The 25,229-nt window shown below is 61.9% G+C and carries 36 protein-coding genes; 3 read left to right on the forward strand and 33 right to left on the reverse strand.

Going from position 1 to position 25,229, the window contains the following annotated elements; all coding sequences use genetic code 11:
- Positions 1-28 precede the first annotated feature (28 nt).
- A complete protein-coding gene (locus ISS97_RS04260) occupies positions 29-373 on the forward strand; it encodes a GFA family protein (RefSeq protein WP_379986214.1) in 345 nt (114 codons plus the stop codon).
- A gap of 14 nt (positions 374-387) precedes the next feature.
- Positions 388-1,515: a winged helix DNA-binding domain-containing protein gene (locus ISS97_RS04265; RefSeq protein WP_379986212.1), complete on the forward strand. Its 1,128-nt coding sequence runs from the start codon at positions 388-390 to the stop codon at positions 1,513-1,515.
- Between the two features lie 42 nt (positions 1,516-1,557).
- On the opposite strand, the gene ISS97_RS04270 is transcribed toward ISS97_RS04265, so the two are convergent.
- Entirely contained in the window at positions 1,558-2,850 is a 1,293-nt protein-coding gene (locus ISS97_RS04270) for a c-type cytochrome (RefSeq protein ID WP_379986210.1), read from the reverse strand.
- A complete protein-coding gene (locus tag ISS97_RS04275; protein ID WP_379986209.1) occupies positions 2,847-3,602 on the reverse strand; it encodes a c-type cytochrome in 756 nt (251 codons plus the stop codon). Before ISS97_RS04275 ends, ISS97_RS04270 begins: the two co-directional genes overlap by 4 nt.
- A 94-nt stretch (positions 3,603-3,696) precedes the next feature.
- On the opposite strand from ISS97_RS04275, the gene ISS97_RS04280 reads away from it, so the two are divergent.
- Positions 3,697-5,301 (forward strand): amidase, encoded by a 1,605-nt coding sequence (locus ISS97_RS04280; RefSeq protein ID WP_379986208.1) that lies wholly within the window; start codon positions 3,697-3,699, stop codon positions 5,299-5,301.
- 50 nt (positions 5,302-5,351) lie between these two features.
- On the opposite strand, the gene ISS97_RS04285 is transcribed toward ISS97_RS04280, so the two are convergent.
- The 31 genes from ISS97_RS04285 to fusA all read right to left on the reverse strand — a co-directional run bounded on the left by ISS97_RS04285 (position 5,352) and on the right by fusA (position 25,157).
- A complete protein-coding gene (locus tag ISS97_RS04285) occupies positions 5,352-6,722 on the reverse strand; it encodes a class II 3-deoxy-7-phosphoheptulonate synthase (RefSeq protein WP_379986207.1) in 1,371 nt (456 codons plus the stop codon).
- 48 nt (positions 6,723-6,770) lie between these two features.
- Positions 6,771-7,271 (reverse strand): disulfide bond formation protein B, encoded by a 501-nt coding sequence (locus ISS97_RS04290; protein WP_379986205.1) that lies wholly within the window; start codon positions 7,269-7,271, stop codon positions 6,771-6,773.
- A 202-nt stretch (positions 7,272-7,473) separates the two neighbouring features.
- Positions 7,474-7,857, reverse strand: a complete 384-nt coding sequence (rplQ, locus tag ISS97_RS04295) for a 50S ribosomal protein L17 (RefSeq protein ID WP_090454272.1) — start codon at positions 7,855-7,857, stop codon at positions 7,474-7,476.
- A gap of 206 nt (positions 7,858-8,063) precedes the next feature.
- Positions 8,064-9,062, reverse strand: a complete 999-nt coding sequence (locus tag ISS97_RS04300; protein ID WP_090454270.1) for a DNA-directed RNA polymerase subunit alpha — start codon at positions 9,060-9,062, stop codon at positions 8,064-8,066.
- Positions 9,063-9,078: 16 nt separating this feature from the next.
- A complete protein-coding gene (gene rpsD, locus ISS97_RS04305) occupies positions 9,079-9,705 on the reverse strand; it encodes a 30S ribosomal protein S4 (protein ID WP_090454268.1) in 627 nt (208 codons plus the stop codon).
- A gap of 11 nt (positions 9,706-9,716) precedes the next feature.
- A complete protein-coding gene (rpsK, locus tag ISS97_RS04310; RefSeq protein ID WP_007513384.1) occupies positions 9,717-10,103 on the reverse strand; it encodes a 30S ribosomal protein S11 in 387 nt (128 codons plus the stop codon).
- A 12-nt stretch (positions 10,104-10,115) separates the two neighbouring features.
- Positions 10,116-10,472, reverse strand: a complete 357-nt coding sequence (gene rpsM / locus ISS97_RS04315) for a 30S ribosomal protein S13 (protein ID WP_019464879.1) — start codon at positions 10,470-10,472, stop codon at positions 10,116-10,118.
- A gap of 137 nt (positions 10,473-10,609) precedes the next feature.
- Positions 10,610-11,935 (reverse strand): preprotein translocase subunit SecY, encoded by a 1,326-nt coding sequence (gene secY / locus ISS97_RS04320; protein ID WP_379986202.1) that lies wholly within the window; start codon positions 11,933-11,935, stop codon positions 10,610-10,612.
- A 4-nt stretch (positions 11,936-11,939) separates the two neighbouring features.
- Positions 11,940-12,371 carry a 50S ribosomal protein L15 gene (gene rplO / locus ISS97_RS04325; RefSeq protein ID WP_379986201.1) on the reverse strand — a complete coding sequence of 144 codons (432 nt, stop codon included), beginning with the start codon at positions 12,369-12,371 and terminating at the stop codon, positions 11,940-11,942.
- Positions 12,372-12,376: 5 nt separating this feature from the next.
- Entirely contained in the window at positions 12,377-12,565 is a 189-nt protein-coding gene (gene rpmD, locus ISS97_RS04330) for a 50S ribosomal protein L30 (RefSeq protein ID WP_026635849.1), read from the reverse strand.
- The gene (gene rpsE / locus ISS97_RS04335) at positions 12,558-13,067 is read right to left on the reverse strand and encodes a 30S ribosomal protein S5 (protein ID WP_379986200.1); all 510 of its coding nucleotides are present in this window, start codon (positions 13,065-13,067) and stop codon (positions 12,558-12,560) included. Before rpsE ends, rpmD begins: the two co-directional genes overlap by 8 nt.
- 116 nt (positions 13,068-13,183) lie before the next feature.
- A complete protein-coding gene (gene rplR / locus ISS97_RS04340) occupies positions 13,184-13,537 on the reverse strand; it encodes a 50S ribosomal protein L18 (protein ID WP_379986199.1) in 354 nt (117 codons plus the stop codon).
- Positions 13,538-13,567: 30 nt separating this feature from the next.
- The gene (gene rplF, locus ISS97_RS04345) at positions 13,568-14,095 is read right to left on the reverse strand and encodes a 50S ribosomal protein L6 (protein ID WP_379986197.1); all 528 of its coding nucleotides are present in this window, start codon (positions 14,093-14,095) and stop codon (positions 13,568-13,570) included.
- Between the two features lie 10 nt (positions 14,096-14,105).
- Entirely contained in the window at positions 14,106-14,501 is a 396-nt protein-coding gene (gene rpsH, locus ISS97_RS04350; RefSeq protein ID WP_379986195.1) for a 30S ribosomal protein S8, read from the reverse strand.
- 222 nt (positions 14,502-14,723) lie between these two features.
- Complete coding sequence (gene rpsN, locus ISS97_RS04355; protein ID WP_379986194.1) at positions 14,724-15,029, reverse strand: 30S ribosomal protein S14; 306 nt, start codon at positions 15,027-15,029, stop codon at positions 14,724-14,726.
- 15 nt (positions 15,030-15,044) lie between these two features.
- On the reverse strand, positions 15,045-15,584 hold the full coding sequence (rplE, locus tag ISS97_RS04360) for a 50S ribosomal protein L5 (RefSeq protein ID WP_379986192.1): 540 nt from the start codon (positions 15,582-15,584) through the stop codon (positions 15,045-15,047).
- Positions 15,585-15,596: 12 nt separating this feature from the next.
- Positions 15,597-15,911: a 50S ribosomal protein L24 gene (gene rplX, locus ISS97_RS04365; RefSeq protein ID WP_379986191.1), complete on the reverse strand. Its 315-nt coding sequence runs from the start codon at positions 15,909-15,911 to the stop codon at positions 15,597-15,599.
- 14 nt (positions 15,912-15,925) lie between these two features.
- Complete coding sequence (rplN, locus tag ISS97_RS04370; protein WP_007513359.1) at positions 15,926-16,294, reverse strand: 50S ribosomal protein L14; 369 nt, start codon at positions 16,292-16,294, stop codon at positions 15,926-15,928.
- Positions 16,295-16,309: 15 nt separating this feature from the next.
- Positions 16,310-16,570 carry a 30S ribosomal protein S17 gene (rpsQ, locus tag ISS97_RS04375; RefSeq protein ID WP_379986189.1) on the reverse strand — a complete coding sequence of 87 codons (261 nt, stop codon included), beginning with the start codon at positions 16,568-16,570 and terminating at the stop codon, positions 16,310-16,312.
- An 11-nt stretch (positions 16,571-16,581) separates the two neighbouring features.
- Complete coding sequence (gene rpmC / locus ISS97_RS04380) at positions 16,582-16,767, reverse strand: 50S ribosomal protein L29 (protein WP_379986187.1); 186 nt, start codon at positions 16,765-16,767, stop codon at positions 16,582-16,584.
- A complete protein-coding gene (gene rplP, locus ISS97_RS04385) occupies positions 16,767-17,180 on the reverse strand; it encodes a 50S ribosomal protein L16 (protein WP_090454240.1) in 414 nt (137 codons plus the stop codon). Before rplP ends, rpmC begins: the two co-directional genes overlap by 1 nt.
- An 11-nt stretch (positions 17,181-17,191) precedes the next feature.
- Complete coding sequence (rpsC, locus tag ISS97_RS04390; protein ID WP_379986186.1) at positions 17,192-17,947, reverse strand: 30S ribosomal protein S3; 756 nt, start codon at positions 17,945-17,947, stop codon at positions 17,192-17,194.
- Positions 17,948-17,962: 15 nt separating this feature from the next.
- Positions 17,963-18,298, reverse strand: coding sequence for a 50S ribosomal protein L22 (rplV, locus tag ISS97_RS04395; protein ID WP_379986184.1), 336 nt, complete (start codon positions 18,296-18,298; stop codon positions 17,963-17,965).
- On the reverse strand, positions 18,298-18,570 hold the full coding sequence (gene rpsS, locus ISS97_RS04400) for a 30S ribosomal protein S19 (RefSeq protein ID WP_017461870.1): 273 nt from the start codon (positions 18,568-18,570) through the stop codon (positions 18,298-18,300). The genes rplV and rpsS overlap by 1 nt, the downstream gene beginning before the upstream one ends.
- Before the next feature lie 12 nt (positions 18,571-18,582).
- On the reverse strand, positions 18,583-19,404 hold the full coding sequence (gene rplB, locus ISS97_RS04405) for a 50S ribosomal protein L2 (protein ID WP_379986182.1): 822 nt from the start codon (positions 19,402-19,404) through the stop codon (positions 18,583-18,585).
- Between the two features lie 18 nt (positions 19,405-19,422).
- Positions 19,423-19,716, reverse strand: a complete 294-nt coding sequence (gene rplW / locus ISS97_RS04410; RefSeq protein ID WP_379986181.1) for a 50S ribosomal protein L23 — start codon at positions 19,714-19,716, stop codon at positions 19,423-19,425.
- A complete protein-coding gene (gene rplD, locus ISS97_RS04415) occupies positions 19,713-20,315 on the reverse strand; it encodes a 50S ribosomal protein L4 (RefSeq protein ID WP_379986180.1) in 603 nt (200 codons plus the stop codon). The genes rplW and rplD overlap by 4 nt, the downstream gene beginning before the upstream one ends.
- Before the next feature lie 10 nt (positions 20,316-20,325).
- Complete coding sequence (gene rplC, locus ISS97_RS04420) at positions 20,326-20,967, reverse strand: 50S ribosomal protein L3 (RefSeq protein ID WP_090454227.1); 642 nt, start codon at positions 20,965-20,967, stop codon at positions 20,326-20,328.
- A gap of 20 nt (positions 20,968-20,987) precedes the next feature.
- Positions 20,988-21,299, reverse strand: coding sequence for a 30S ribosomal protein S10 (rpsJ, locus tag ISS97_RS04425; protein ID WP_014402136.1), 312 nt, complete (start codon positions 21,297-21,299; stop codon positions 20,988-20,990).
- Between the two features lie 487 nt (positions 21,300-21,786).
- Positions 21,787-22,977 carry an elongation factor Tu gene (gene tuf, locus ISS97_RS04430; protein ID WP_404580012.1) on the reverse strand — a complete coding sequence of 397 codons (1,191 nt, stop codon included), beginning with the start codon at positions 22,975-22,977 and terminating at the stop codon, positions 21,787-21,789.
- Between the two features lie 50 nt (positions 22,978-23,027).
- Positions 23,028-25,157: an elongation factor G gene (gene fusA / locus ISS97_RS04435; RefSeq protein ID WP_379986408.1), complete on the reverse strand. Its 2,130-nt coding sequence runs from the start codon at positions 25,155-25,157 to the stop codon at positions 23,028-23,030.
- Between the last annotated feature and the right edge of the window lie 72 nt (positions 25,158-25,229).

A 25,229-nucleotide genomic window follows, 5' to 3' on the forward strand; every position in this document is an offset into this window, starting at 1 on the left:
TATCCGTGTCGCTACTGGAGTAAGGCCCATGCTCAAGGGAAGTTGCCATTGCGGCCAGATCACCTTCGAGGTGGAAGGCGCGCCATCGCAAGTCATCGAATGCAATTGCTCGCATTGCAGCCGCAAGGGTTATCTGTTGTGGTTTGTGCCGCGCGGGCAGCTGCAGCTCCATGCCGACCCGGCAGCGCTATCGACCTACCACTTCAACAAGCATGTCATCGATCATCACTTCTGCGCGCGGTGTGGATGCGCTCCCCTCGGTTTCGGCACGGGCCCGGACGGCACGGCCATGGCAGCGGTAAATGTGCGTTGTTTGGAAGACATCGATCTGGCCACGATCAAACGCATTCCGTACGACGGCCGTACCCGCTGAATGGATCGCGTCAGGTGATCCGCCTGAGCGAATCGGCGCCGTCCCTGCTGGACCGGCGCGCACTCAACCGCGCCACGCTCGCACGCCAGCTGTTGCTGCGCCGCGATGAGCGAAGTGCATTGCAAGCTATCGAACACCTGGCAGGCCTGCAGGCGCAGGCACCCAATCCGCCGTACATCGGCTTGTGGACGCGGCTGCGGGATTTTCGCTTCGATGCACTCACCGGACATATCTGCGAGCGTCAGGTGGTGCGCTGTGCCGCCATGCGCTCGACTCTGCATTTGCTATCCGCCGCAGACTTGCTTGCGTTTCGTCCTCTGTTGCAACCCGTGCATGCACGAGGCGTGCAAGCAGCTTACGGACGCCAACTGGCTGGGGTAGATCTGGCATCGTTGGCGAGCGCCGGGCGCAACCTGCTTGATGCGCAGCCGTTGACGAGTGCCGAACTGGGCCGCCGCCTGGCCGAACGCTGGCCTGACCACGACCCGCAGGCGCTCGCGCAAGCCGTACGCGCGCAGGTGGCGTTGATCCACATTCCGCCAGCAGGCACCTGGGACTCGCATCGCCCGGCGGCGCTGGCGACAGCCGCGCACTGGCTGGGATCGCCGGGCATCGAAGCCGCTACGCCGGAGGTGCTGATTCGCCGTTACCTGGCTGCGTTCGGTCCTGCCAGTGCCAAAGATGTATCGGTGTGGTCCGGCCTGACCGGTCTTGCCGGCACCTTGAAACAGATGCCCGATCTGATCACGTTTTCGGACGAGGACGGCGCGGTGCTGTTCGATCTGTCCGAAGCGCCACGACCCGGGCCCGATGTACCGGCTCCACCGCGCCTGCTGCCCGAGTACGACAATCTTCTGCTTGCTCATGCCGATCGCCGGCGCATGATCGCGGACGCGCATCGGGCGAAGGTCTATACCAACAACGGCATCATCCGCGCCTGTGTACTCATCGACGGCTTTGTCGCCGGCATCTGGAAGCTGTTCTCCACGGACGCCGTCGCCCAGGTGCGTATCGAACTCTTCCATGACGATGTGCGGAAAAAAGATCGCCTCGATCTGGAGACCGAGGCGATGTCCTTGCTGATGGCGGCATCACCCTCCGCGAAAACACGCGAAGTGGTGTTCGGCACGTTGTCGTCGTAGAGCTGCCCGGGCGTAACCGCCGCGCGCGTCCGCCGCGACGCGTCAGTTGACCGGTGTCTGGCGATATTTGATAACGTCGCGCTCCTGCACCAGCGGCGCCTTGTTGCCCCAGGCCTGGCGGATATAAGTAACCACCGCAGCGACATCGCTGTCGCTGAGCTGTTGCGCGAAGGGCGGCATCGAATAGGGACGCGGATTGCCCTTGGTTGCGGGAGGAAAGCCGCCGAGCAACACCACGCGGATGGCGTTGATACCGGTGGGTTCATTGACCGATGAATTGCCGTTGAGTGGCGGATAGACACCGGCCACGCCATTGCCGTCCTTGCCGTGGCAACCAGCACAACGATCCGCGTACGTCTTCGCACCCTGATTGACCATGCTGGTGATGTCGAGTGGCGACTTCTCCAACGCCACCTGCGGACGGGCCGGCAACGACTGCAGATACGTCGCAATGGCCTGCAGATCGTCATCGGTCATGTGCTGCGTGCTTTGCGCCACGACCTCAGCCATCGGACCGAAGGCCGTACCCTTGGCGGAATGACCGGTCTTGAGCAGCTCGACAATGTCCTGCCCGGTCCAGCCTTCCAGACCACCGTTGGCCTGCGTGCTAAGATCCGGTGCGTACCAGTTCTGCACCGGAATCTGCCCGCCGGACAACGCCTGGTCGCTGCGCATGCCCCCCAGCGAATCGCGCGCGATATGGCACTCATTGCAGTGACCAAGGCCTTGCACGAGATAGGCACCACGGTTCCATGCCGCCGACTTGGCCGGGTCCGCTTGATACTCGCCTTCCTTGAAGTACAGCGCGCGCCACGCCTTCAGGCTGTTGCGCACGTTGTAGGGAAACTCCAGACCCAGCGGTTTTGACGTCTGGTGCACCGGCGCCAAGGATTGCAGGTAAGCGAAGATCGCCAATGCATCGTCGCGGCTGACCTTGGTGTACGAGGTGTAGGAGAACGCGGGATAGAGCAGCTCACCCTGGCGGCCGATACCTGCATGCAATGCCTGCCAAAAGGCTTCGAAGCTCCAATCGCCCAATCCTGTCTCGCGATCCGGCGTGAGGTTGGGCGCAGGGATATCACCGAATGGCGTGCCCACCACGCGGCCACCCGCGAAATGCGCACCGCCTTGCGCGGTATGGCAGGACGCACAGTCGCCCACGGTGGTCAGGTACTGGCCTTTGGCGATCAGCACGGGATCTTTCAGCGAGGCCGCATCGACCTTGCTCGCCTCGCGCGACACCGGCGGCGTTCCGTTGCTGCGCAGGAACAGCCAGGCACCCAACGCAATGCCAAGCAACACCACGACTATCACGACACGACGCAGCTTCTTCATGCGCCATCTCCCGTGGCGCCAAGTACGCCGCAATGCATGGGCGGCGTAATGGAACCGGCAGATTGCGCGTGCATATCCGAAGGCAATTCACGCCCCGCCAGCCACGCGGACACCGCACTGATGTCCGATGCGCTGAGGCGATTGGCGATCTCTGCCATGCAATCGGGCGCCACCGTGGCACGCGTCTTGGTGCGCCAGGAGCCGAGCTGCGAACTGAGATAGTCATACGGCAGACCGACCAGGCCGGGGACGTTCGGCTGCACACCTGTCAGCTGGGTACCGTGGCAGGCAATGCAGGCGGGAACTTCGCGTGACGGATCGCCCTTGGTGGCCAGTTCTTCGCCGCGCTTGAGCGCTTCAGGCGAAACGCGCGGCAGGGGTGAGCGTGCGTACGGCACCTCCTGGGCGGCGAAGTAGTCGGCGATCTCGTGCATGTATTCCGGGCTCAGATGACGCACGGTGTATTCCATCGGGCCGTACTTGCGCAGGCCGTCCTGGAAGTCCTTCAACTGACGCGCCAGATAACCGGCCGGCTTGCCAGCCAGGCGCGGGAAGAAGCCGCTTTCGGGAGTGCCCTCGCCGTGCACGCCATGGCAAGCGGCGCAGGAAGCGATACGTTGCTGAAGGGTGTCAGGCACCTTCAGCGCGCCGGCTTCCTGGGCGCGCGCCGCGCCGCCAGCTGTAATGAGAGCGAACAACAGGACGGCGGAAAACACACGCCTGGCCTGGCACAGCTTGGCTATCGTATCCATCCCGGGATTATAGGCGCGCCCCTGCTTCACGCCGATGTGGAAGCGGCTAAGCTGCGGCTTCGCGACATCATGCCGCACGCCTCCGGAGACCCTCGTGAATCGCCTGCCGCTCTCGCTCTCCCTGCTCGCCATCGCCTTGTTCGCCAGCACGGCCTTGCCCGCCAAGGACACTGATCCGGCGCTGGCCTGGGCCTCGATCAAGGATATCCACCAGCGCATGGATGCCGGTCAGCTCACCAGCGAAACGCTGGCCCGGCAGTTCCTTGAACGGATCCGGCAGATCGATCAGTCGGGGCCGAGTTTGAAGGCCGTCCTCGAAACCAATCCCGACGTGTTGAAGCTCGCCACCGAGCTGGACCGCAAGCATGCCGGCGGTGCACTGCATGGCATTCCGGTGTTGCTGAAAGACAACATCGACACCGGTGATCGCATGCTCACGACGGCCGGCTCCCTGGCTCTTGCCGATGCACCGCCTGCGCCGCGGGACGCCGGCCTGGTCGCGCGCCTGCGTAAAAGCGGCGCACTGATACTCGGCAAGACCAACCTCAGCGAGTGGGCCAATATGCGCTCCAATCACGCCAGCAGCGGGTGGAGCGCACGTGGCGGGCAGACACGTAATCCGTATGTGCTTGATCGCAATCCTTGCGGCTCCAGCGCCGGCTCCGGCGCCGCCGTGGCTGCCGGTCTCGCCACCGTGGCGATCGGCTCGGAAACCGACGGCTCCATTATTTGCCCGGCCGCAGCCAATGGCATTGTCGGCATCAAGCCCACGCTGGGCCTGGTCAGTCGCAGCGGCATGGTGCCGATCAGTCACAACCAGGACACCGCCGGCCCGATGGCACGCAACGTCGCCGACGCCGCCACCGTACTCAGTGTGATCGCTGGCAGCGACCCGCGCGACCCGGCCACAGTCGACGCCGACAAGCACGCCACCGACTACACGCGCTTTCTCGATCCGAATGGACTCAAGGGCAAGCGCATCGGCGTTGTGCGCCAGCTGGCTGGCGCGGAACCGAACGCTGATCGGGTGCTGGAACAATCAATCGCGCTGATGAAAGCGCAAGGCGCCATCATCGTGGACCCGGTGGAGATCCCGCATTTGAAAGAGCTTGGCGATGTGGAGCTGACCGTGCTGCTCTACGACCTCAAGCACGACATGCAGGCTTACCTCGCCACGCGCCCCGGTTCGAAGATGAAAACGCTGGCCGACTTGATTGCTTTCAACCGACGCGAAGCGCAACGCGAAATGCCGTGGTTCGGGCAGGAGTTGTTTGAGCAGGCCGAGGCCAAGGGCCCACTGACCGATAAGGCGTATGTGGAAGCGCAGGCGAAAGCCAAGCGCCTGGCCGGCCCCGAAGGCATCGACGCGGCACTGGCCAAGCAGCATCTGGATGCGTTGCTTTCGCCGTCCTGGGGGCCCACTTTCGTCACCGATCTGGTGCTTGGCGATCATGTGGTCAGCGGCGATCCGACGGTAGGCGGCGCATCGCAACCGGCGGCGGTGGCCGGCTATCCGTCGATCACGGTACCTGCGGGTTTTGCACACGATCTGCCGGTAGGCATTGTGCTGTTCGGCGCGAAATGGAGCGAACCTACGCTGATTTCCATCGCCTATGGCTTCGAGCAGCACGCGAAGGCATGGCAGCCACCGTCGTTCCTGGAGACAGTCGGCGGAAAGCCGGTACCGGCTTCGCCTTGAGTAACGACTGATGCGACACGGGATGAGCACACGCTCATCCCGTGCAAGCCTTATCCCTGACCGCCCACCGATTTGCGCACGATCAGCATCGCCAGCTCGAGCGACTGCTCATAGTTGAGGCGCGGATCCACCATCGACTTGTACGCGCGGTCGAGATCGGCTTCGCTGAGGTCGCGCGCACCGCCCATGCATTCCGTGACGTCTTCGCCGGTGAGCTCGAGATGCACGCCACCGAGGCGCGTGCCGGCGGCGGCGTGGATGTCAAAGGCCTGATCCAGCTCGCCGCGGATATTGTCGAAGCGGCGAGTCTTGTAGCCGTTGGAGGTGCTTTCGGTATTGCCGTGCATCGGATCGGCGACCCACAGCACGCGGCGCCCTTCACGCTTCACGGCTTCAAGCAGCGGCGGCAGTGCCGTACCGATCTGACTGTTCCCCATGCGATGGATCAGCGTGAGGCGGCCCGGTTCGTCCTGCGGGTTCAGCGCTTCGATCAACGGCAATAGCTGATCCGGCTTGACCGAGGGACCGACCTTGACGGCGATGGGATTGCGGATGCCGCGGAAGTACTCCACATGCGCGCCGTCCAATGCAGCGGTGCGCATGCCGATCCATGGGAAATGCGTGGACAGGTTGAACCAGCCACGATGGCGCGGCACCTGGCGGGTCAGCGCTTCCTCGTAATGCAACAGCAGGGCTTCGTGCGAGGTGAAGAAGTCCACTCGGGTGAAGCCTGCAATCGGGCCAGCCAGCGTTTCCATAAAGCGCAGCGAGTCACCGATGCCGGCGACCATGCGACGGTACTCGGCCGCCAATGGCGAGTGTTCTACCCAGGCCAGATCCCAATACTCGGGATGGTGCAGATCGGCAAAACCACCGTCGATCAGGGCGCGCACGAAGTTCATGGTCAACGCGGAATGCGCGTGCGCCTGGATCAGCCGTTGTGGATCGGCGCGCCGTGCTTCCGGCGTGAATGCCGGTCCGTTGACCACATCGCCACGGAAGCTCGGCAATGTCACGCCATCGCGTGTTTCAGTGTCGGCCGAACGCGGCTTGGCGTACTGGCCAGCGAAACGGCCCACGCGCAGTACAGGTTTCTTCAGCCCGTGCACCAGCACCAGGCTCATCTGCAGCAGCACCTTGAGCCGGTTGGAAATGATGGGGCTGGTGCAGTCGGCGAAACTCTCCGCGCAATCGCCACCCTGCAGCAAGAAGCGCTGCCCTTCCTGGGCCTCGGCCAGCGCCTGCTTCAGCGCCAGCACCTCCCAGGACGTAACCAGCGGGGGCAACTGGGCAAGATGCGTGGTGGTCCGGGCCAGTTCTTCGCTGTTCTCGTACAGCGGCTGCTGCAGCGCGGTGCGTTGCTGCCAGGAGCCGGGCGTCCAGTTGGCGGATTCAACAGGCATGGAAGCGTTGGCGTTCATAGTGACGGCACCCCATCGGGCCGTGAGTGTTCCCGTGGTCATCCGGACTCAGCTCCGTCGACTGGCTGCGGCGCGGATCGCCAGCACGGCCAGCAGCACGAACCACAACAAGGTCCAGGCCGGCATCGGCAAGCCCAGGATCGGCTCGAGCTTGGCGCACTCACCAGAGCCGGTGAAGACCATCTTGAGTACCTTCGCCATCGGGAAGGCATCCATCATGTAACCAAGATTGGGGCCGCAAGAGGGCACCTGATCGGCCGGCAAGGTTTGCAGCCACAAGTGGCGCGCCGCCGTCGCCATACCCGCCAGCGCCCCCAGAACCACCCCGGATGCATAGAACCAACGGCCGCCTTTGCCACGGGGACCATGGATCGCGCCGACCAGGAAGAACACCGCCATAAACAGGAACGCGATGCGCTGGAAGATGCACAGCGGGCAAGGAATCATCGCAAGCACGTGCTCGGCATATAGCGCGAAGCCCAACAGACCTACGCAGATCAGGAAGCCGACGAGATAGGTGACTCGGTATGACCAACGGAAAGGGTTCATGGCTCGGTTGTTGCGTTGCGGAACCGGGACATTACCCGCTCGCGGGGGGCGCTGTCAGCACGCGGCAGGTTGCCGCGGCCTGTTTCGGGAAAAATGGAGAAGTGCCCAATCGATCCAGTCGCGACGGCTACCGACACCTCCTGAAAAACAAAACCCCAGCAGGTTGCCCGGCCGGGGTTTCGTGTTTCAGCGGAACTGACGCTTATTCGGCGTCGACAGCTTCAACCTGCGGGCGATCCACCAGCTCGACATAAGCCATCGGGGCGTTGTCGCCCGGACGGAAGCCACACTTGAGGATGCGCAGGTAACCGCCGGGACGCTCGCGGTAACGCGGGCCCAGCTCGACGAATAGCTTGCCCACGGCCTGCTTGTCGCGCAGACGCGCAAACGCGAGGCGGCGGTTGGCAACGCCATCGGTCTTGGCGAGCGTGATCAGCGGCTCGGCGACGCGACGGAGTTCCTTGGCCTTGGGCAACGTGGTACGGATCAGCTCATGCTTGATCAGCGACGCAGCCATGTTCTTGAACATCGCTTCGCGATGGCTGCTCGTGCGGTTGAGCTTGCGACCGGATTTCTGGTGGCGCATGGTAATTACTCTCTAGTCTGTTGTTATGAAAAGCCGGTCACTTTGATCCGACTTCCCGCGGTTGCCCGCTATTCAAGGCTCTAAGAACGCCTTGTTATAAGAGTGCGGCCTCTACGAACCGCATCTACCAACCAGAGGAAATGCATTGCATTTCCTCCAGGTTATTCAGCGTAGAGGGCGATCGAAACCGATCGCCCTCTTGTACATCAGCCCAGCTGCATGCCGTGCGAGAGGCCCGGCGGCGGCCAGTTTTCAAGCTTCATGCCGAGTGCGAGACCACGCCCGCCCAGGACATCCTTGATTTCGGTCAGCGACTTCTTGCCCAGGTTCGGGGTCTTGAGCAGCTCGACTTCGGTCTTCTGCACCAGATCGCCGATGTAGTAGATGCTCTCGGCCTTCAGGCAGTTCGCCGAACGCACGGTGAGCTCAAGATCGTCGATCGGACGCAGCAGCAGCGGGTCGAAACCGCCCTTCTCCGCCTTGTCGGTAGCGCTCTCGCGACGCGAGAAGTCACCAAACACCGACAGCTGGTCGTTGAGGATCTCGGCGGCCTTGCGGACCGCGTCTTCCGCACCGATGGTGCCGTTGGTCTCGATGTCGAGCACGAGCTTGTCGAGGTTGGTGCGCTGCTCGACACGAGCTGCGTCCACTTCGTAAGCCACGCGCAGCACCGGCGCGAACGAGGCATCGAGCTGCAGGCGACCGATCGGACGAGCTTCCTCGTCCGGATGCTGGCGCGAACTGGCCGGCTGGTAGCCGACACCGCGACGCACCTTCAGGCGCATGTTGAGCGCGATGTCCTTGGTCAGGTGGCAGATCACATGCTCGGGGTTGATGATTTCCACCGAGTGGTCGACGGCGATGTCGCCGGCGGTGACCACGCCCTTACCCTTCTTGGACAAGGTCAGGGTGACTTCATCACCCGTGTGCTGACGAATCGCCACATCCTTGAGGTTGAGCAGGACTTCAATCACGTCCTCCTGCAGACCTTCCAGAGTGGTGTACTCATGAAGCACGCCATCGATCTCGACCTCGACGATGGCACTGCCGGGGATCGAGGAGAGCAGCACGCGGCGCAGCGCGTTGCCCAGGGTGTGGCCGAAACCACGCTCGAGCGGCTCCACCACCACTTTGGCGCGGTTGGATCCGAGCTGCTCGACGCTGAGGCCGCGAGGCCGCAGCACGCTAGTTGACGAAACTGCCATGCAGGGCTCCGGTAGATTACTTCGAGTAAAGCTCGACGATCAGGCTCTCATTGATATCGGACGGCAGATCACCGCGATCCGGCACCGACTTGAACGTACCTTCGAACTTCTTGGCATCGACTTCCACCCACTGCGGGCGAAGGTCCATGGTGTCGAACACAGTCGCCGCTTCCTGCACACGGAGCTGGGTGCGGGCGCGCTCGGTCAAGGCAATCGCGTCGCCCGGACGAACCTGGTACGACGGAATGTTCACTTTCTTGCCGTTGACCAGCACAGCCTTGTGGCTGACCAGCTGACGGGCCTGGGCGCGGGTCACCGCAAAACCCATGCGATAGACGACGTTGTCCAAACGGCTTTCGAGCAGGCGCAGCAAGTTCTCGCCGGTGTTGCCCTTGAGGGTCGACGCCTTGGCGTAGTAGTTGCTGAACTGACGCTCGAGCACGCCGTAGATGCGCTTCACCTTCTGCTTTTCACGCAGCTGGTTGGCGTAATCGGACATGCGCATGCGCTTGTTGGCGCCATGCTGGCCGGGCTTGTTTTCCAGCTTGCACTTCGAGTCGATGGCGCGAGCCGGACTCTTCAGGCTGAGGTCTGCACCCTCACGACGGGCGAGTTTGCAGGTAGCTCCACGATAACGGGCCATGGGTATGCTCCTTAGACTCGACGCTTCTTGGGGGGACGGCAGCCGTTATGCGGAATCGGCGTGACGTCGATGATGTTGAGCACCTTGTAGCCCAGCGCGTTCAACGAACGCACAGCGGACTCACGACCCGGACCCGGGCCCTTGATGCGCACTTCCACGGTCTTCACACCGTAGTCGCCAGCGGCACGACCAGCCTTCTCGGCGGCAACCTGTGCAGCGAATGGCGTGGACTTGCGCGAACCGCGGAAACCCGCGCCGCCTGCAGTCGCCCACGACAGAGCATTGCCCTGACGATCGGTGATGGTGACGATGGTGTTGTTGAAGGAGGCCTGCACGTGGGCCACGGCATCCGTGACAACGCGCTTGATCTTCTTCTTGGTCTTAACCGGCTTAGCCATAAGTGGAATCCGTTACTTCTTGATCGCGCGACGGGGACCCTTGCGGGTACGTGCGTTGGTACGCGTGCGCTGGCCGCGCACCGGCAGGCCACGGCGGTGGCGCAGACCGCGGTAGCAACCCAGATCCATCAGACGCTTGATGGCGATACCGACTTCACGGCGCAGGTCGCCTTCGACGACATACTTGCCGATCTCGTGGCGGAGCTTCTCCACCTCGCCTTCACTGAGGGACTTGATCTGGGTGGTGGGAACCACGCCAGCGTCCGCACAGACCTTCTTGGCCCGGCTGCGACCGATACCGTAAATGCTTTGCAGGCCAACCCAGACATGCTTCTGGACCGGCAAATTGACACCCGCGATGCGCGCCATGATGTTCTTTCTCCGATGCGTTTCGTGCGCGGTAAACGCGCAATTTTAACCTGAATTATCCCAACAGGAAAGCCCTGCGGCACCTTGTGCCGCCCGCCCTCCAATCCAAAGACCCTTCCCCAGCGCCCCAGCAGCCATCAGTTGCGGCGGAGATTGGCCTTTTTGAGCAGACTTTCATATTGGTGACTGACCAGGTGCGCTTGCACTTGGGCAGTGAAGTCCATCACCACGACCACCACGATCAGCAGAGAGGTGCCGCCGAAGTAGAACGGTACATGCCAAGCTTTTTGCATGAACGACGGCACCAGACAGACCAGCACCAGGTACAGCGCACCGACACCGGTCAACCGGGTCATCACACTGTCGATGTAGTCAGCCGTCGAACGGCCCGGACGAATACCCGGAATCAGGGCACCCGACCGCTTGAGGTTGTCCGCAGTTTCCTGCGAGTTGAACACAATCGCCGTGTAGAAGAAGGCGAAGGTGATCACCAGCACCGCGAACACGATGTCGTACAGCGGCTCGCCGGGCGTCAGCGCCTGGGTGAGCTCCTGCAGCCAGCGCGACTGGTGACCGGCGGTGAACCAAGTCGCAGCCGTCGCCGGGAACATCAGCAGACTGGAGGCAAAGATCGGCGGGATCACGCCCGACATGTTGATCTTCAGCGGCAGATGCGAGGTCTGGTTCATATAGGCCCGCTGCCCACCGGAACGCCGTGCGTAGTTCACGGTAATGCGCCGCTGGGCGCGCTCCATGAAGACCACGAACGCCGTCACCGCCAGGATCAGGCCCACCACCATGATCATCTTGATCACGCTGAGCTCGCCATTGCTGGCCATGGTCAGCGTGTGAGCCACCGCGCCCGGCAAACCGGCCACGATACCCGCGAAGATCAGCAGCGAAATACCGTTGCCGATACCACGCTCAGTGATCTGCTCGCCCAACCACATCAGGAACATCGTGCCGGCGGTGAGGCCAACGATCGATGCCATGACGAAGCCCATACCCGGCGTATAAACCACCGGTGCGCCACCTGCAGCGACCTGCTTCTGCAGGGCTACGGCGATGCCAAAGGCCTGGAAAGCAGCGAGACCTACCGTGCCGAAGCGGGTGTAGGTAGTCATCTTGCGACGACCTGCCTCACCTTCCTTGCGCAGTGCCTGCAGGCTCGGAATCACCGCGCCCATCATCTGCACCACGATCGATGCGGAGATATAAGGCACTACGCCAAGCGCGAACACTGAGAAACGAGCCAGCGAACCACCCGAGAACATGTTGAACATGTTCATCAGGCCACCACCCTGCTCGATCAGGCTGGTCATCGCTTCCGGGTTAACGCCCGGAACCGGGATGAAGGAACCGAGACGAAAGACAATCAGCGCACCAATGACAAAGAAGATGCGCTGACGCAGTTCCGTCAGCTTGCCGAGCGATCCGAGCGATGGGCCCTGGGCTGCCGCCACGTGATTACTCCACGCTTCCGCCGGCAGCTTCGATCGCTGCCTTGGCGCCGGCCGTAGCCAACAGGCCCGACAGCTTCACCGCGCGGCCGATCTCGCCCTTGGCGACGACCTTGACCTTCTTGGCGCGACTGTCGATCAGACCCGCCTGATGCAGAGCGATCGCATCGATCACGTCCACCTTCAGGTTGGCCAGCTGGTACAGGAATACTTCCTGGCTCTCGGCCTTCTTCAGCGAGCGGAAGCCAACCTTCGGCAGGCGACGCTGCAGCGGCATCTGACCGCCCTCAAAACCGAACTTGTGGGTGCCGCCCGCGCGAGCGTGCTGACCCTTGTGACCGCGACCCGCAGTCTTGCCCAGGCCCGAGCCGATACCGCGACCGACGCGAAGGCGCGTCTTGCGCGAACCAGCGGCTGGCTTGATGTCGTTAAGACGCATGATGCTTACTCCTCAACCCGCACGAGGTAATAGACCGTGTTGATCAAGCCACGCACCTGCGGGCTGTCCTTCAATTCACGGACGTCGTTGAGCTTGTTCAGGCCGAGCGCCTTCACGCTCAGGCGATGACGGCTCTGCACACCACGCAGGCCTTTGACCAGGCGAACGCGGACAGTCTTTTCGTTGTTAGCCATTGCCCAGCACCTCTTCCACGGTCTTGCCACGCTTGGCAGCGATCTGCTTCGGCGAAGCGACAGCCTGCAGGCCCTTAATGGTGGCGCGAACCAGGTTGATGGGGTTGCGCGAACCGACGGCCTTGGCCAGCACGTTCTTCACGCCAACCACTTCCAGCACAGCGCGCATCGCGCCGCCGGCAATCACGCCGGTACCTTCGGAAGCGGGCTGCATGAACACGCGGGCAGCACCGTGGTTGGCCTTGATGGCGTACCACAGGGTGCCGTTGTTCAAGTCGATGCTCACCATGTTACGGCGGGCGCGTTCCATGGCCTTGGAGATGGCGACCGGCACTTCACGCGCCTTGCCATAACCGAAGCCCACGCGGCCTTCGCCGTCACCGACCACGGTCAGTGCGGTGAAGCTCATCTGGCGGCCACCCTTCACGGTCTTGGCCACGCGGTTGACGGCAATCAGCTTCTCGAGCAGGCCGTCTGAATTTTCGCGATCGGTAGAAGACATGTTCTTTTCCGTATGCCCGGACTATCCGGGACTTTGCTTGCGGCTAAGCCGCTTGGAGTTGTAGGTGCCACATATGGAATCAAGGGCGGGCAACCCTGCCCTTGATTCCTTCGGCCTTAGAACTTCAGGCCAGCTTCGCGAGCTGCATCAGCCAGAGCCTTGATGCGACCGTGGTAGCGGAAACCCGAGCGGTCGAACGCGACCGCCTCGATACCCGCGGCCTTGGCGCGCTCGGCGATGGCCTTGCCGACGGCTGCAGCCGCCTCGAGGTTCTTGGTGCCCTTCAGACCTTCGGCGATCGACTTCTGAACGGTGGAAGCCGCAGCCACCACGTTCGTGCCGGAAGCGTCGAACACCTGCGCGTACAGGTGCTGACCGGTGCGATGCACCGACAAGCGGGCCACGGCCAGCTTGCGAATGTGGGCACGGGTCGACTTGGCGCGGCGCAGGCGGGATTCGTTCTTGTTCATCGTGTTCTCTCCAGGAAGCGGATAGGCCGATTAGGCCTTCTTGGCTTCCTTCAACGTGATCTTCTCGCCGGAGTAACGCACGCCCTTGCCCTTGTAGGGCTCCGGCGGACGATAGCCACGGATCTTGGCGGCAACCTCACCCACGAGCTGCTTGTCCGACCCCTTCACCAGGATCTCGGTCTGCGTCGGAGTTTCAAGGCTGATGCCTTCCGGCGCATTGAAGACCACCGGATGGGAGAAACCTAGGCTCAGGTTCAGCGCCTTGCCGGCCATGGAAGCGCGATAACCCACGCCAACCAGCTCCAGCTTGCGCTCGTAACCCTCGGAAACACCCTTGACCATATTGGCGAGCAGCGCACGGGCGGTGCCACCAAACTTGTGGTCGGCGCCTTCGGCCAGCTGAATGTTCGCAACGCCGTTGTCCACGACAACGGAAACACCCGGCAGATGGTGCGTGGACAGCGCGCCCTTCGGACCCTTCACGGAAATACCGTTGTCGTCCGACTTCAGCTCCACGCCCTTCGGCAAGGTAATCAATTTCTTGGCTACACGGGACATCGTCGGCTCCTTATGCCACTTGGCCGATGACTTCGCCGCCCAGACCCTTGGCACGGGCCTGCGCGTCGGTCAGCAGACCGGCGGAAGTCGAGATGATCGAGATACCCAGGCCACCCAGGACCTTCGGCAGCTCGTCCTTGCCGCGATAGACGCGGAGACCGGAACGGCTGACACGGGAAATGCTCTCGATGGCCGGACGGCCTTCGAAATACTTGAGCTTGATCTCGAGCACCGGCTTGCCCTCCTGGGTGGAGGTCTTGGCGTCGAGGATATAGCCCTCGTTCTTGAGAAGGTTGGCGATTGCCACCTTCAGCTTCGACGACGGCATGCTTACGGCCTGCTTGCCCGTGAGCTGGGCATTGCGGACGCGCGTAAACAGATCGGCGATGGGATCAGTCATGCTCATGAAAACATCCTTCAGAGTGCACCGATATCCGATAAAACCGGAAATCAATTAGATTGTGAGCCGGCATAACCACCGGCCTGCTTTGCGCAGACCGCCGACTATAGCAGCTTTTTCCAGCTTTGCGAATATCGATACGTGCTTCGCATCGGCGGCGGCAGGTTCCCTACCCCCGGGACGGACAAACCGCCGGACCACGGTCCGGCGGTTGCCTTGTACTCGGTCTTACCAGCTGGCCTTGCGCAGGCCCGGCACGTCACCACGCATGGTGGCTTCGCGCAGCTTGTTGCGGCCGAGGCCGAACTTCGCGTACACGGCGCGCGGACGACCGGTCAGCGCGCAGCGCGTACGCTGACGGCTCGGGCTCGCATCGCGCGGCAGCTTCTGCAGCTTGGTCTGAGCGTCCATCTTCTCCTCGTAGGAGGACTTGGGGCTCAGCACGATCGCCTTCAGTTCAGCGCGCTTGGCAGCGTACTTCTTGACGAGCTTGGTCCGCTTGATATCGCGGTTAACCATTGAGGTCTTAGCCATGGATTCTCTCGCGTATCAGTTACGGAACGGGAAGCTGAAGGCTTCCAGCAGCGCCTTGGCTTCTTCGTCGGTCTTGGCGGTGGTGGTGATGGAGATATCCATACCACGCATTGCGTCGATCGCGTCAAAGTCGATTTCCGGGAAGATGATCTGCTCTTTGATGCCGAAGTTGTAGTTACCACGGCCATCGAAAGCACGACCCGACACACCACGGAAGTCGCGCGTACGCGGCAGCGAGATGTTGATCAGGCGATCAAGGAATTCCCACATCTGAGCGCGGCGCAGGGTGACCTTGCAGCCGATCGGCCAGCCGTCGCGGATCTTGAACGAGGCAACGGACACGCGCGCCTTGGTCTGGATCGGCTTCTGGCCGGAGATCTTGGCCATGTCGGCCACGGCGTTCTCGAGCACTTTCTTATTGCCCGCAGCTTCGCCCACGCCCATGTTCAGCGTGATCTTAGTGATGCGGGGAACCTGCATCACGTTCTGGTAACCAAAACGCTCGGTGAGCTTTTTGATGACCTGCTCTTTATAAAAGGTTTCAAGGCGCGTCATGACTTGTGTTCCTTACGCGTCCACGACCTCGCCCGACGAGCGGAACACGCGCACCTTACGCCCATCTTCGAGCGTCTTGGTGCCAACGCGTTCACCCTTGTTCGTGGCGGGGTTGAACAGCTGCACATTGGAGATATGGATCGAAGCCTCACGCTCGACGATGCCGCCGGCCTGGTTGGCCTGAGGATTCGGCTTGGTGTGACGCTTGATCAGATTCACGTTGGAGACGAACACGCGATCGCCATCAACGCGCAGCACGTCGCCGCGCTGACCTTTGTTCTTGCCGGTGATCACGAGGACCTGATCACCCTTGCGGATACGGTTCATGGTCTGGACTCCGCTCAGAGCACTTCGGGCGCGAGCGAGACGATCTTCATGAACTTCTCGCTGCGCAGCTCGCGGGTAACCGGCCCGAAAATACGGGTACCGATCGGCTCGAGCTTGTTGTTGAGGAGCACCGCTGCATTGCCGTCGAAACGGATCAGCGAGCCATCGGGACGACGCACGCCCTTGGCGGTACGCACCACCACGGCATTGTAAACCTCGCCCTTCTTCACCTTACCGCGCGGAATGGCATCCTTCACGGTGACCTTGATCACGTCACCGATCGCGGCGTAACGACGCTTGGAGCCGCCGAGCACCTTGATGCACATCAATTCCTTCGCGCCGCTGTTATCCGCTGCGGAAAGCGTGCTTTGCATCTGGATCATGTCTGCACCCTCCCTTTAGCCGTTGGCGCGCGTGACGATTTCGACCACGCGGTGATGTTTGGTCTTGGACAGCGGGCGGCACTCCGCGATGCGCACGAGGTCACCCTCGTTGGCACCCACGTCGTTCTGCGCGTGCAGCTTGGTCGACCGGCGAATGATCTTGCCCAGCAGGCCGTGCTGCACCTGGCGCTCGATCAGGACGGTGACCGTCTTGTCCATCTTGTTGCTGATGACGCGGCCCTCAAGGGTACGCGCCTGCTTCTGGTTGTCGCTCATATCCGCCGTCCTTACTTCTTGCCGCCGAGCACGAATTTCGTGCGGGCGATGTCGCGCCGAACGCGGCGCAGCTGGTGCGGCTGGTTGAGCTGGCCGGTGCCCTTCTGCATGCGCAGGTTGAACTGCTCCTTGCGCAGGTCCAGCAGATGCTGCTTCAGCTCGTCGGCCGTTTTGGTATTTAGATCTTTCATGGCCATCACATCACCGCTCGGGAAACGAACTGGGTCTGCACCGACAGCTTGGCAGCGGCCAGGCGGAACGCCTCGCGTGCCGTTGCTTCGTCGACGCCCTCGATTTCATAGAGCATGCGGCCGGGCTGGATCGGGGCGACCCAGAACTCGACGCCACCCTTACCGGCGCCCATTCGGACTTCGATCGGCTTCTTGGTGATCGGCTTGTCCGGGAACACGCGGATCCACAACTTGCCGCCGCGCTTCACGAAACGGGTGATGCAACGACGTGCGGCTTCGATCTGGCGAGCGGTCAGCGCGCCGTGAGTGGTGGCCTTGAGGCCGTACTCACCGAAGCTCACGAGGTTGGAGCTGAAAGCCAAGCCGTCATTACGGCCCTTGAACTGCTTACGGAATTTGGTTCGCTTGGGTTGCAACATGGCAACTCTCCTTACTTCGCCGTCCGCTCGCGACGGCCTTCGCCATCACGACGCGATTCACGATCACGACGACCCTCGCCACCTTCGCGGCGCGGCTGCGACGACTGCTCTTCCTTCGACTCCTGGCCGATCTGGGTCAGGTCGAAGATTTCGCCCTTGTAGACCCACACCTTGATGCCAATGATGCCGTAGGTGGTCTTCGCTTCGGCAAAGCCGTAGTCGATATCCGCGCGAAGGGTGTGCAGCGGCACGCGACCTTCACGGCTCCATTCGGAGCGAGCAATCTCGGCGCCGTTCAAGCGGCCGGAGACGTTGATCTTGATACCCAGGGCGCCGAGACGCATCGCATTGCCCACCGAGCGCTTCATCGCGCGACGGAACATGATGCGGCGCTCGAGCTGCTGCGCGATCGACTCGGCAACCAGCTGCGCGTCGAGCTCAGGCTTACGCACTTCGCTGACGTTGATGTGCGCCGGAACGCCCATCAGCTTGCTGACTTCCTTACGCAGCTTCTCGATATCCTCGCCCTTCTTGCCGATCACCACGCCCGGACGGGCAGTGTGGATCGTCACGCGAGCGGTCTTAGCCGGACGCTCGATCTGGATCTTCGAGATGCCGGCAGCTGCCAGCTTCTTGCGCAGCATCTCACGGACCTTCAGATCAGCCGCAAGGTACTGAGCGTACTCGCCCTTATTGGCGTACCACTTCGAGTTCCAGTCCTTGGCAATGCCGAGGCGGATACCGGTGGGATGAACTTTATGACCCATCGTCTATATCCCCAGTCAGTTGCCAACGACCACAGTGATGTGGCTGGTGCGCTTCAGGATGCGCGAACCGCGGCCTTTGGCGCGGGCATACATACGCTTCATCGCCGGACCTTCATCCACGAAGATGCTCGAGACCTTCAGCTCGTCGACATCAGCGCCGAGATTGTTCTCGGCATTGGCGACGGCCGACAGCAGCACCTTGCGGACAAGGGCCGCGGCCTTCTTGTTGGTGAACTGGAGCACGTCGCTGGCTCGGCCCACGGGCATGCCGCGGACCAGGTCAGCCACCAGGCGTGCCTTCTGCGCCGAAATGCGGGCGCTGCGCAGGATCGCTTTGGCTTCAGTGCTCATCACTTGCCCTTCTTATCGCCGCCATGGCCCTTGAAGGTGCGGGTCACCGCGAACTCGCCGAGCTTGTGCCCGACCATGTTCTCGTTGACGAGCACCGGCACGTGCTGGCGACCGTTGTGGATGGCGATGGTCAATCCCACCATTTCCGGCAGGATCATGGAGCGACGCGACCAAGTCTTGATCGGGCGCTTGTTATTGGCGGAAACCGCAGCTTCCACCTTCTTCACGAGGTGAAGGTCGACAAAAGGACCTTTCTTCAATGAACGCGGCATGACGGTTTCCTGTTACTTGCGACGACGCACGATGAACTGCTGCGTGCGCTTGTTGTTGCGGGTCTTGTAACCCTTGGCCGGCGTACCCCACGGGCTGACCGGATGACGGCCACCGGAGGTCTTACCCTCACCACCACCATGCGGATGGTCGACCGGGTTCATCGCCACACCGCGGACGGTCGGACGAATACCCTGCCAACGCTTGGCACCGGCCTTGCCCAGCTTCTTCAAGCTGTGCTCGCCGTTGCCGACTTCGCCGATGGTGGCGCGGCAGTCGACCGGCACGCGACGCATTTCGCCGGAGCGCAAACGCAACGTGGCGTAACCAGACTCGCGGGCAACCAGCTGGACCGAGGCGCCGGCACTACGAGCGATCTGAGCGCCCTTGCCGGGCTTCATCTCGATGCAATGCACGGTCGAACCGACGGGGATGTTGCGCAGCGGCAGACTGTTGCCAGCCTTGATCGGCGCGTCGTGACCCGACACCAGACGATCACCCGCCTGGACGCCCTTAGGCGCGATGATGTAGCGGCGCTCACCATCGGCATAGCAAAGCAATGCGATGTGCGCGGTACGGTTCGGATCGTATTCAATACGCTCGACCTTGGCGGCAATGCCTTCCTTGTCGCGCTTGAAGTCGATGATGCGGTAACGCTGCTTGTGACCGCCACCTTGGTGACGAACGGTGATGCGACCGTAATGGTTGCGACCGCCAGTCTTGGACTGCGCCTCGGTCAACGCCGCGTACGGCGCGCCCTTGTGCAGGCCCGGGGTCCGCACGCTGACTGCGTCGCGGCGCCCTGCGGAGGTCGGCTTGTGAGTGATCAGTGCCATCTCAATTCAACTCCTGGCTCAGGCCTTGGCCGACACGTCGATGGTTTGGCCATCGGCGAGGCGTACATAGGCCTTGCGCTTGCCCTGGCGGCTGCCAGCGCGGAAACGGAAGGACTTGACCTTGCCCTTGGCGTTGACGAGGTTCACCTGCTCGACCTTCACGTCGAACATCTGTTCCACCGCAGCGCGGACATCGGCCTTGGTTGCCTCGGGGGCAACTACGAAAACGTACTGGTTGCGCTCAGCGAGACGGGCCGCCTTCTCGGAGATATGCGGCGCGCGCAGCGTATTCAGGATGCGTTCGTTGCTCATGCCAGCCACTCCTCGATCTTCTTCACCGCATCGACGGTCATGACGATGTGGTCCGAACCGACCAGGCTGACCGGATTCAGCGCCAGCACGTCCACGACATGGATGTACGGGATATTGCGTGCCGCCAGGAAGGTGGCTTCGTTGGCGTCTTCCGACACCAGCAGCACACGACCGGACACCTGCAGCTCGGCCAGCTTGGCGACCATTGCCTTGGTCTTCGGGGTGTCGATGCCGAAGCTTTCGACGACCTTCAGACGGTCCTGACGAATCAGCTCCGACAGGATCGAGCGAATGGCAACGCGATACGACTTGCGGTTGACCTTCTGCTCGAAGCTGCGCGGCTTGGCAGCGAACGTACGGCCACCACCGACGAAAATCGGCGCACGGTAATCACCGTGACGAGCACCGCCGCCCTTCTGCTTCTTGAATTTCTTGGTGGTACCCGACAGCTCACCGCGCGACAGCTGTGCCTTGGTACCGGCACGACCACCCGCCTGATAAGCAACGACGACCTGGTGAATTAGGGCCTGCTTGAGCTCACCGCCGAACACCTCGTCCGACACGTTGAGCGGCTTGGCGCCAATGACATTAAGTTCCATGGCGTTCTCCTCAACCCTTGGTCGTCGGACGGATCACGACGTCGCCACCGGTAGCACCCGGCACAGCGCCCTTCACCGCGATCAGATGACGCTCGGCGTCGACCTTGACCACTTCCAGGCCCTGCTGCGTACGGTTCACCGCACCCATATGGCCGGACATCTTCTTGCCGGGGAACACACGACCCGGAGTCTGACGCTGACCGATAGAACCCGGCGAGCGATGTGACAGCGAGTTACCGTGGGTGGCATCACCCATCGTGAAGTTGTGGCGCTTGATGGTGCCCTGGAAGCCCTTGCCCTTCGACACACCGGCAACGTCAACGATCTGACCCACCTGGAATACGTCGTCGGCCTTGATCTCGGCGCCCACGCTGTACTTGCCGAGATCTTCGGCAGACACGCGGAACTCCCACAGACCACGGCCCGGCTCAACCTTCGCCTTGGCGTAGTGACCCTTCAGCGGCTGGGTCAGCAGGCTGGCGCGCTTGACGCCCGCCGCGACCTGCACAGCGCTGTAACCATCATTATCTTCCGTCTTCAGCTGGGTAACGCGATTCGGGGTGGCTTCAATAAGCGTCACCGGAATCGAGCGTCCATCTTCAGTGAAGAGTCGGCTCATGCCGCACTTGCGGCCAACCAGTCCGATACTCATCTTCGTATCCTGTCTATCGCTCAACCGAGCTTGATCTGAACGTCAACGCCAGCGGCGAGATCAAGCTTCATGAGCGCGTCCACGGTCTTGTCGTTGGGGTCAACGATATCGAGCACACGCTTGTGAGTACGGGTCTCGTACTGGTCGCGGGCATCTTTGTCGACGTGCGGCGACACCAGAATGGTGTAGCGCTCGATCTTGGTCGGGAGCGGAATCGGACCGAGAACCGTAGCGCCGGTGCGCTTGGCCGTCTCGACGATTTCGCTGGCCGAACGGTCGATCAGACGATGATCGAACGCCTTGAGCCGAATGCGAATCTTTTGGTTCGCCATAACCGTGTCCTGTTATCTAAAGAACAAAACTGTGAATCGAGGTGGCTTCTCACCGCCTCGCACAACCCATTTCCACTACTACTTGGTACCACTCGGGCTGGCCGCATCGGGCAGTAACTCGCACCGGAACCAGACCCTAAAAGACCGGGCAGACCGACGGTATCGGCCTGCCCAGACGAAAAAGTATAAAACGCGTAAATGCAAAGATCAACAGAGCTTACGCCCCGTCTCCGTGCACTCCCGCCACCATCCATGTGAGCGAACTCGAAGCACGTCCTGCGCCTCATTTCGCGGTAGGTTGCTCAGCATCATAACCAAGCAACAGGGATAACTTGTCGACTATAGCCGAGCAACAAAAAAAAAGAAAGCCTTTTCCGAAAAAATTCTCAGGCAGCGCCCATTTCCCTACTCGAGCAAAACAAAGGGCGGAAGCTCACGCTTCCGCCCTTGTCTCAATCTAGCTTTCGCGCCCCGGAAGGGCTGCTACTTACTTGATGATCTTGGCGACGACGCCGGCGCCGACGGTACGGCCGCCTTCGCGGATCGCGAAACGCAGACCTTCGTCCATCGCGATCGGGTGGATCAGCGTGGCCTTGATCTTAATGTTGTCGCCCGGCATCACCATCTCGACGCCTTCCGGCAGCTCGATCGCACCGGTCACGTCGGTGGTGCGGAAGTAGAACTGCGGACGATAGCCCTTGAAGAACGGGGTATGACGGCCACCCTCATCCTTCGACAGCACGTAGATCTCGCCCTCGAACTCGGTGTGCGGGGTGATCGAACCCGGCTTGGCCAGCACCTGGCCACGCTCCACGTCGTCACGCTTCAGACCACGCAGCAGCAGACCCGCGTTGTCACCGGCCTGACCCTGGTCCAGCAGCTTGCGGAACATTTCCACGCCGGTCACGGTGGTCTTCTGGGTCGGACGGATACCGACCACTTCGATTTCGTCACCGACCTTGATCACGCCGCGCTCGATACGACCGGTCACCACGGTGCCGCGGCCCGAGATCGAGAACACGTCTTCCACCGGCATCAGGAACGGCTTGTCGATCGCACGCTCCGGCTGCGGAATCCAGGAATCCAGCGCCTCAACCAGCGCGATGATCGCCGGCACGCCGATTTCCGACTGGTCGCCTTCCAGCGCCTTACGGGCCGAACCCTTGATGATCGGGGTGTCGTCGCCCGGGAACTCGTACTTGGAGAGCAGCTCGCGCACTTCCATCTCCACCAGCTCGAGCAGCTCGGCGTCGTCCACCAGGTCGGCCTTGTTCAGGAACACGACGATGTACGGCACGCCCACCTGGCGCGACAGCAAGATGTGTTCGCGCGTCTGCGGCATCGGGCCGTCAGCGGCCGAGCACACCAGGATCGCGCCGTCCATCTGCGCCGCACCCGTGATCATGTTCTTCACGTAGTCGGCGTGGCCCGGGCAGTCCACGTGGGCATAGTGGCGGGTCGGCGATTCGTATTCGACGTGCGCGGTCGAGATCGTGATACCACGGGCCTTCTCTTCCGGCGCCGCGTCGATCGCGTCATATGCCTTGAATTCACCACCGAAACGCTCTGCACCGACCTTCGTCAGCGCGGCCGTCAGCGTCGTCTTGCCGTGGTCCACGTGACCGATCGTGCCGACGTTGACGTGCGGCTTGGTGCGCTCGAATTTACCCTTTGCCATGACTCAAAACCTCTAAAAGAACTGTGTTATTGGGAACGAAGAGAGCCTTATCAGGCCTTCTTCATGACCTGCTCGGCGATATTGTTCGGCGCTTCAGCGTAATGGTCGAACTCCATCGTGAAGGTGGCGCGACCCTGGGTCAGCGAACGAATCGTCGTCGCGTAACCGAACATCTCGCCCAGCGGGACCATCGCATTAATGGTCTTGCCCGACGGCGTATCGTCCTGGCCCTGCAGCAGGCCGCGACGACGGCTCATGTCGCCCATGACGTCACCGACGTAATCTTCCGGCGTCACCACCTCGACCTTCATGATCGGCTCGAGCAGCACCGGCGACGCCTTAGCGAAGCCCTGCTTGAACGCCATCGATGCGGCGAGCTTGAACGCCATTTCGGACGAGTCGACATCGTGGTAGGAGCCGAACACCAGCTTCACCTTCACGTTGACCACCGGGAAGCCAGCCAGCGGACCGCTGGTGATGGTTTCGCGCAGACCCTTCTCAACCGACGGAATGAATTCCTTCGGAATCACGCCACCCGTGATGTCGTTGATGAAGAGGAAGTCGTCCTTGATCGTCGCGGCGAGCTTCTCGTCCGCACGATCCGCCTCGCTGATCGGCGACAGCTCGATCACAACGTGACCGTACTGACCCTTACCACCCGACTGCTTGGCGTGCTTGTAGTCCGACTTGACGTCCGACGAGCGAATCGTCTCGCGGTAAGCCACCTGCGGCTTGCCGACGTTGGCCTCGACGTTGAACTCGCGCTTCATGCGATCCACCAGGATATCCAGGTGAAGCTCGCCCATGCCCGAGATGATCGTCTGGCCCGACTCTTCGTCCGTACGCACGCGGAATGACGGATCTTCCGCAGCCAGACGGCCGAGAGCGATGCCCATCTTTTCCTGGTCCGACTTGGTCTTCGGCTCGACCGCCATCGAGATCACCGGCTCCGGGAACGTCATGCGCTCCAGAGTGATGATGTGATCCTGCGCGCACAGCGTGTCACCGGTCGTCACGTCCTTCAGGCCGACCGCTGCGGCGATGTCGCCGGCACGGACTTCCTTCAGTTCCTGACGCTCGTTCGCGTGCATCTGCAGGATGCGGCCGATGCGCTCTTTCTTACTCTTGACCGGGTTATAGACGGCATCACCGGAATTCAACGTGCCCGAGTAGACACGGAAGAACGTCAGCGAACCGACGAACGGGTCGGTCATGATCTTGAACGCGAGCGCGGAGAACGGAGCACCATCGTCTGCCTTGCGGGTATCCGGCTTGTCGTTGTCGTCCACGCCTTCGACTGGCGGACGATCGATCGGCGATGGCAGCAGATTGACGACCGCGTCGAGCATCGCCTGAACGCCCTTGTTCTTGAACGCCGTGCCGCAGAAGACCGGAATGATCTCGCTGCGCAGCGTACGCTGACGCAGGCCCTCGATGATCTCGGCCTCCGACAGCTCTTCGCCGCCCAGGTACTTGTCCATCAGTTCTTCGGTGGCTTCCGCCGCGGCCTCAACCATCGCCGTGCGAGCAGCCGCAGCCTTCTCAGCAAGGTTCGCCGGGATATCCTGGTACTCGAACTTCATGCCCTGGGACTCCATGTCCCAGATGATCGATTTCATCTTGAGGAGGTCAACGACGCCCTCGAAATTGTCTTCGGCACCGATCGGAACCTGCATTTCGACCGGGGTTGCGCCGAGACGAGCCTTCAGCTGCTCAACGACTTTGTAGAAGTTCGCACCAGTGCGGTCCATCTTGTTGACGAACGCAAGGCGCGGCACTTTGTACTTGTTGGCCTGACGCCACACGGTTTCCGACTGCGGCTGCACGCCACCCACGGCGCAGAGCACGAACACCGCACCGTCGAGCACGCGCAGCGAACGCTCCACCTCAATGGTGAAGTCCACGTGTCCGGGGGTGTCGATGATGTTGAAGCGGTGCTCGGGCAGGGAGCGATCCATGCCCTTCCAGAACGCGGTGGTTGCCGCCGACGTAATGGTGATGCCGCGCTCCTGCTCCTGCTCCATCCAGTCCATCGTTGCAGCACCGTCATGCACCTCGCCAATCTTGTGACTGACGCCGGTGTAGAACAGGATGCGCTCCGTGGTGGTGGTCTTGCCGGCATCGATGTGAGCCATGATGCCGAAGTTGCGGTAGCGCTCGATGGGAGTGGTGCGTGCCACGGTAGTAACCTCGAAAATTACTTTCTACGGGAATCCATTCCCGGGAAAAGCGGCCATCCTGGCCGCGGGGAA

Origin of the sequence: Dyella koreensis (assembly GCF_044904565.1) — a bacterium.
In the GTDB taxonomy this organism is placed as follows: domain Bacteria; phylum Pseudomonadota; class Gammaproteobacteria; order Xanthomonadales; family Rhodanobacteraceae; genus Dyella_D; species Dyella_D koreensis.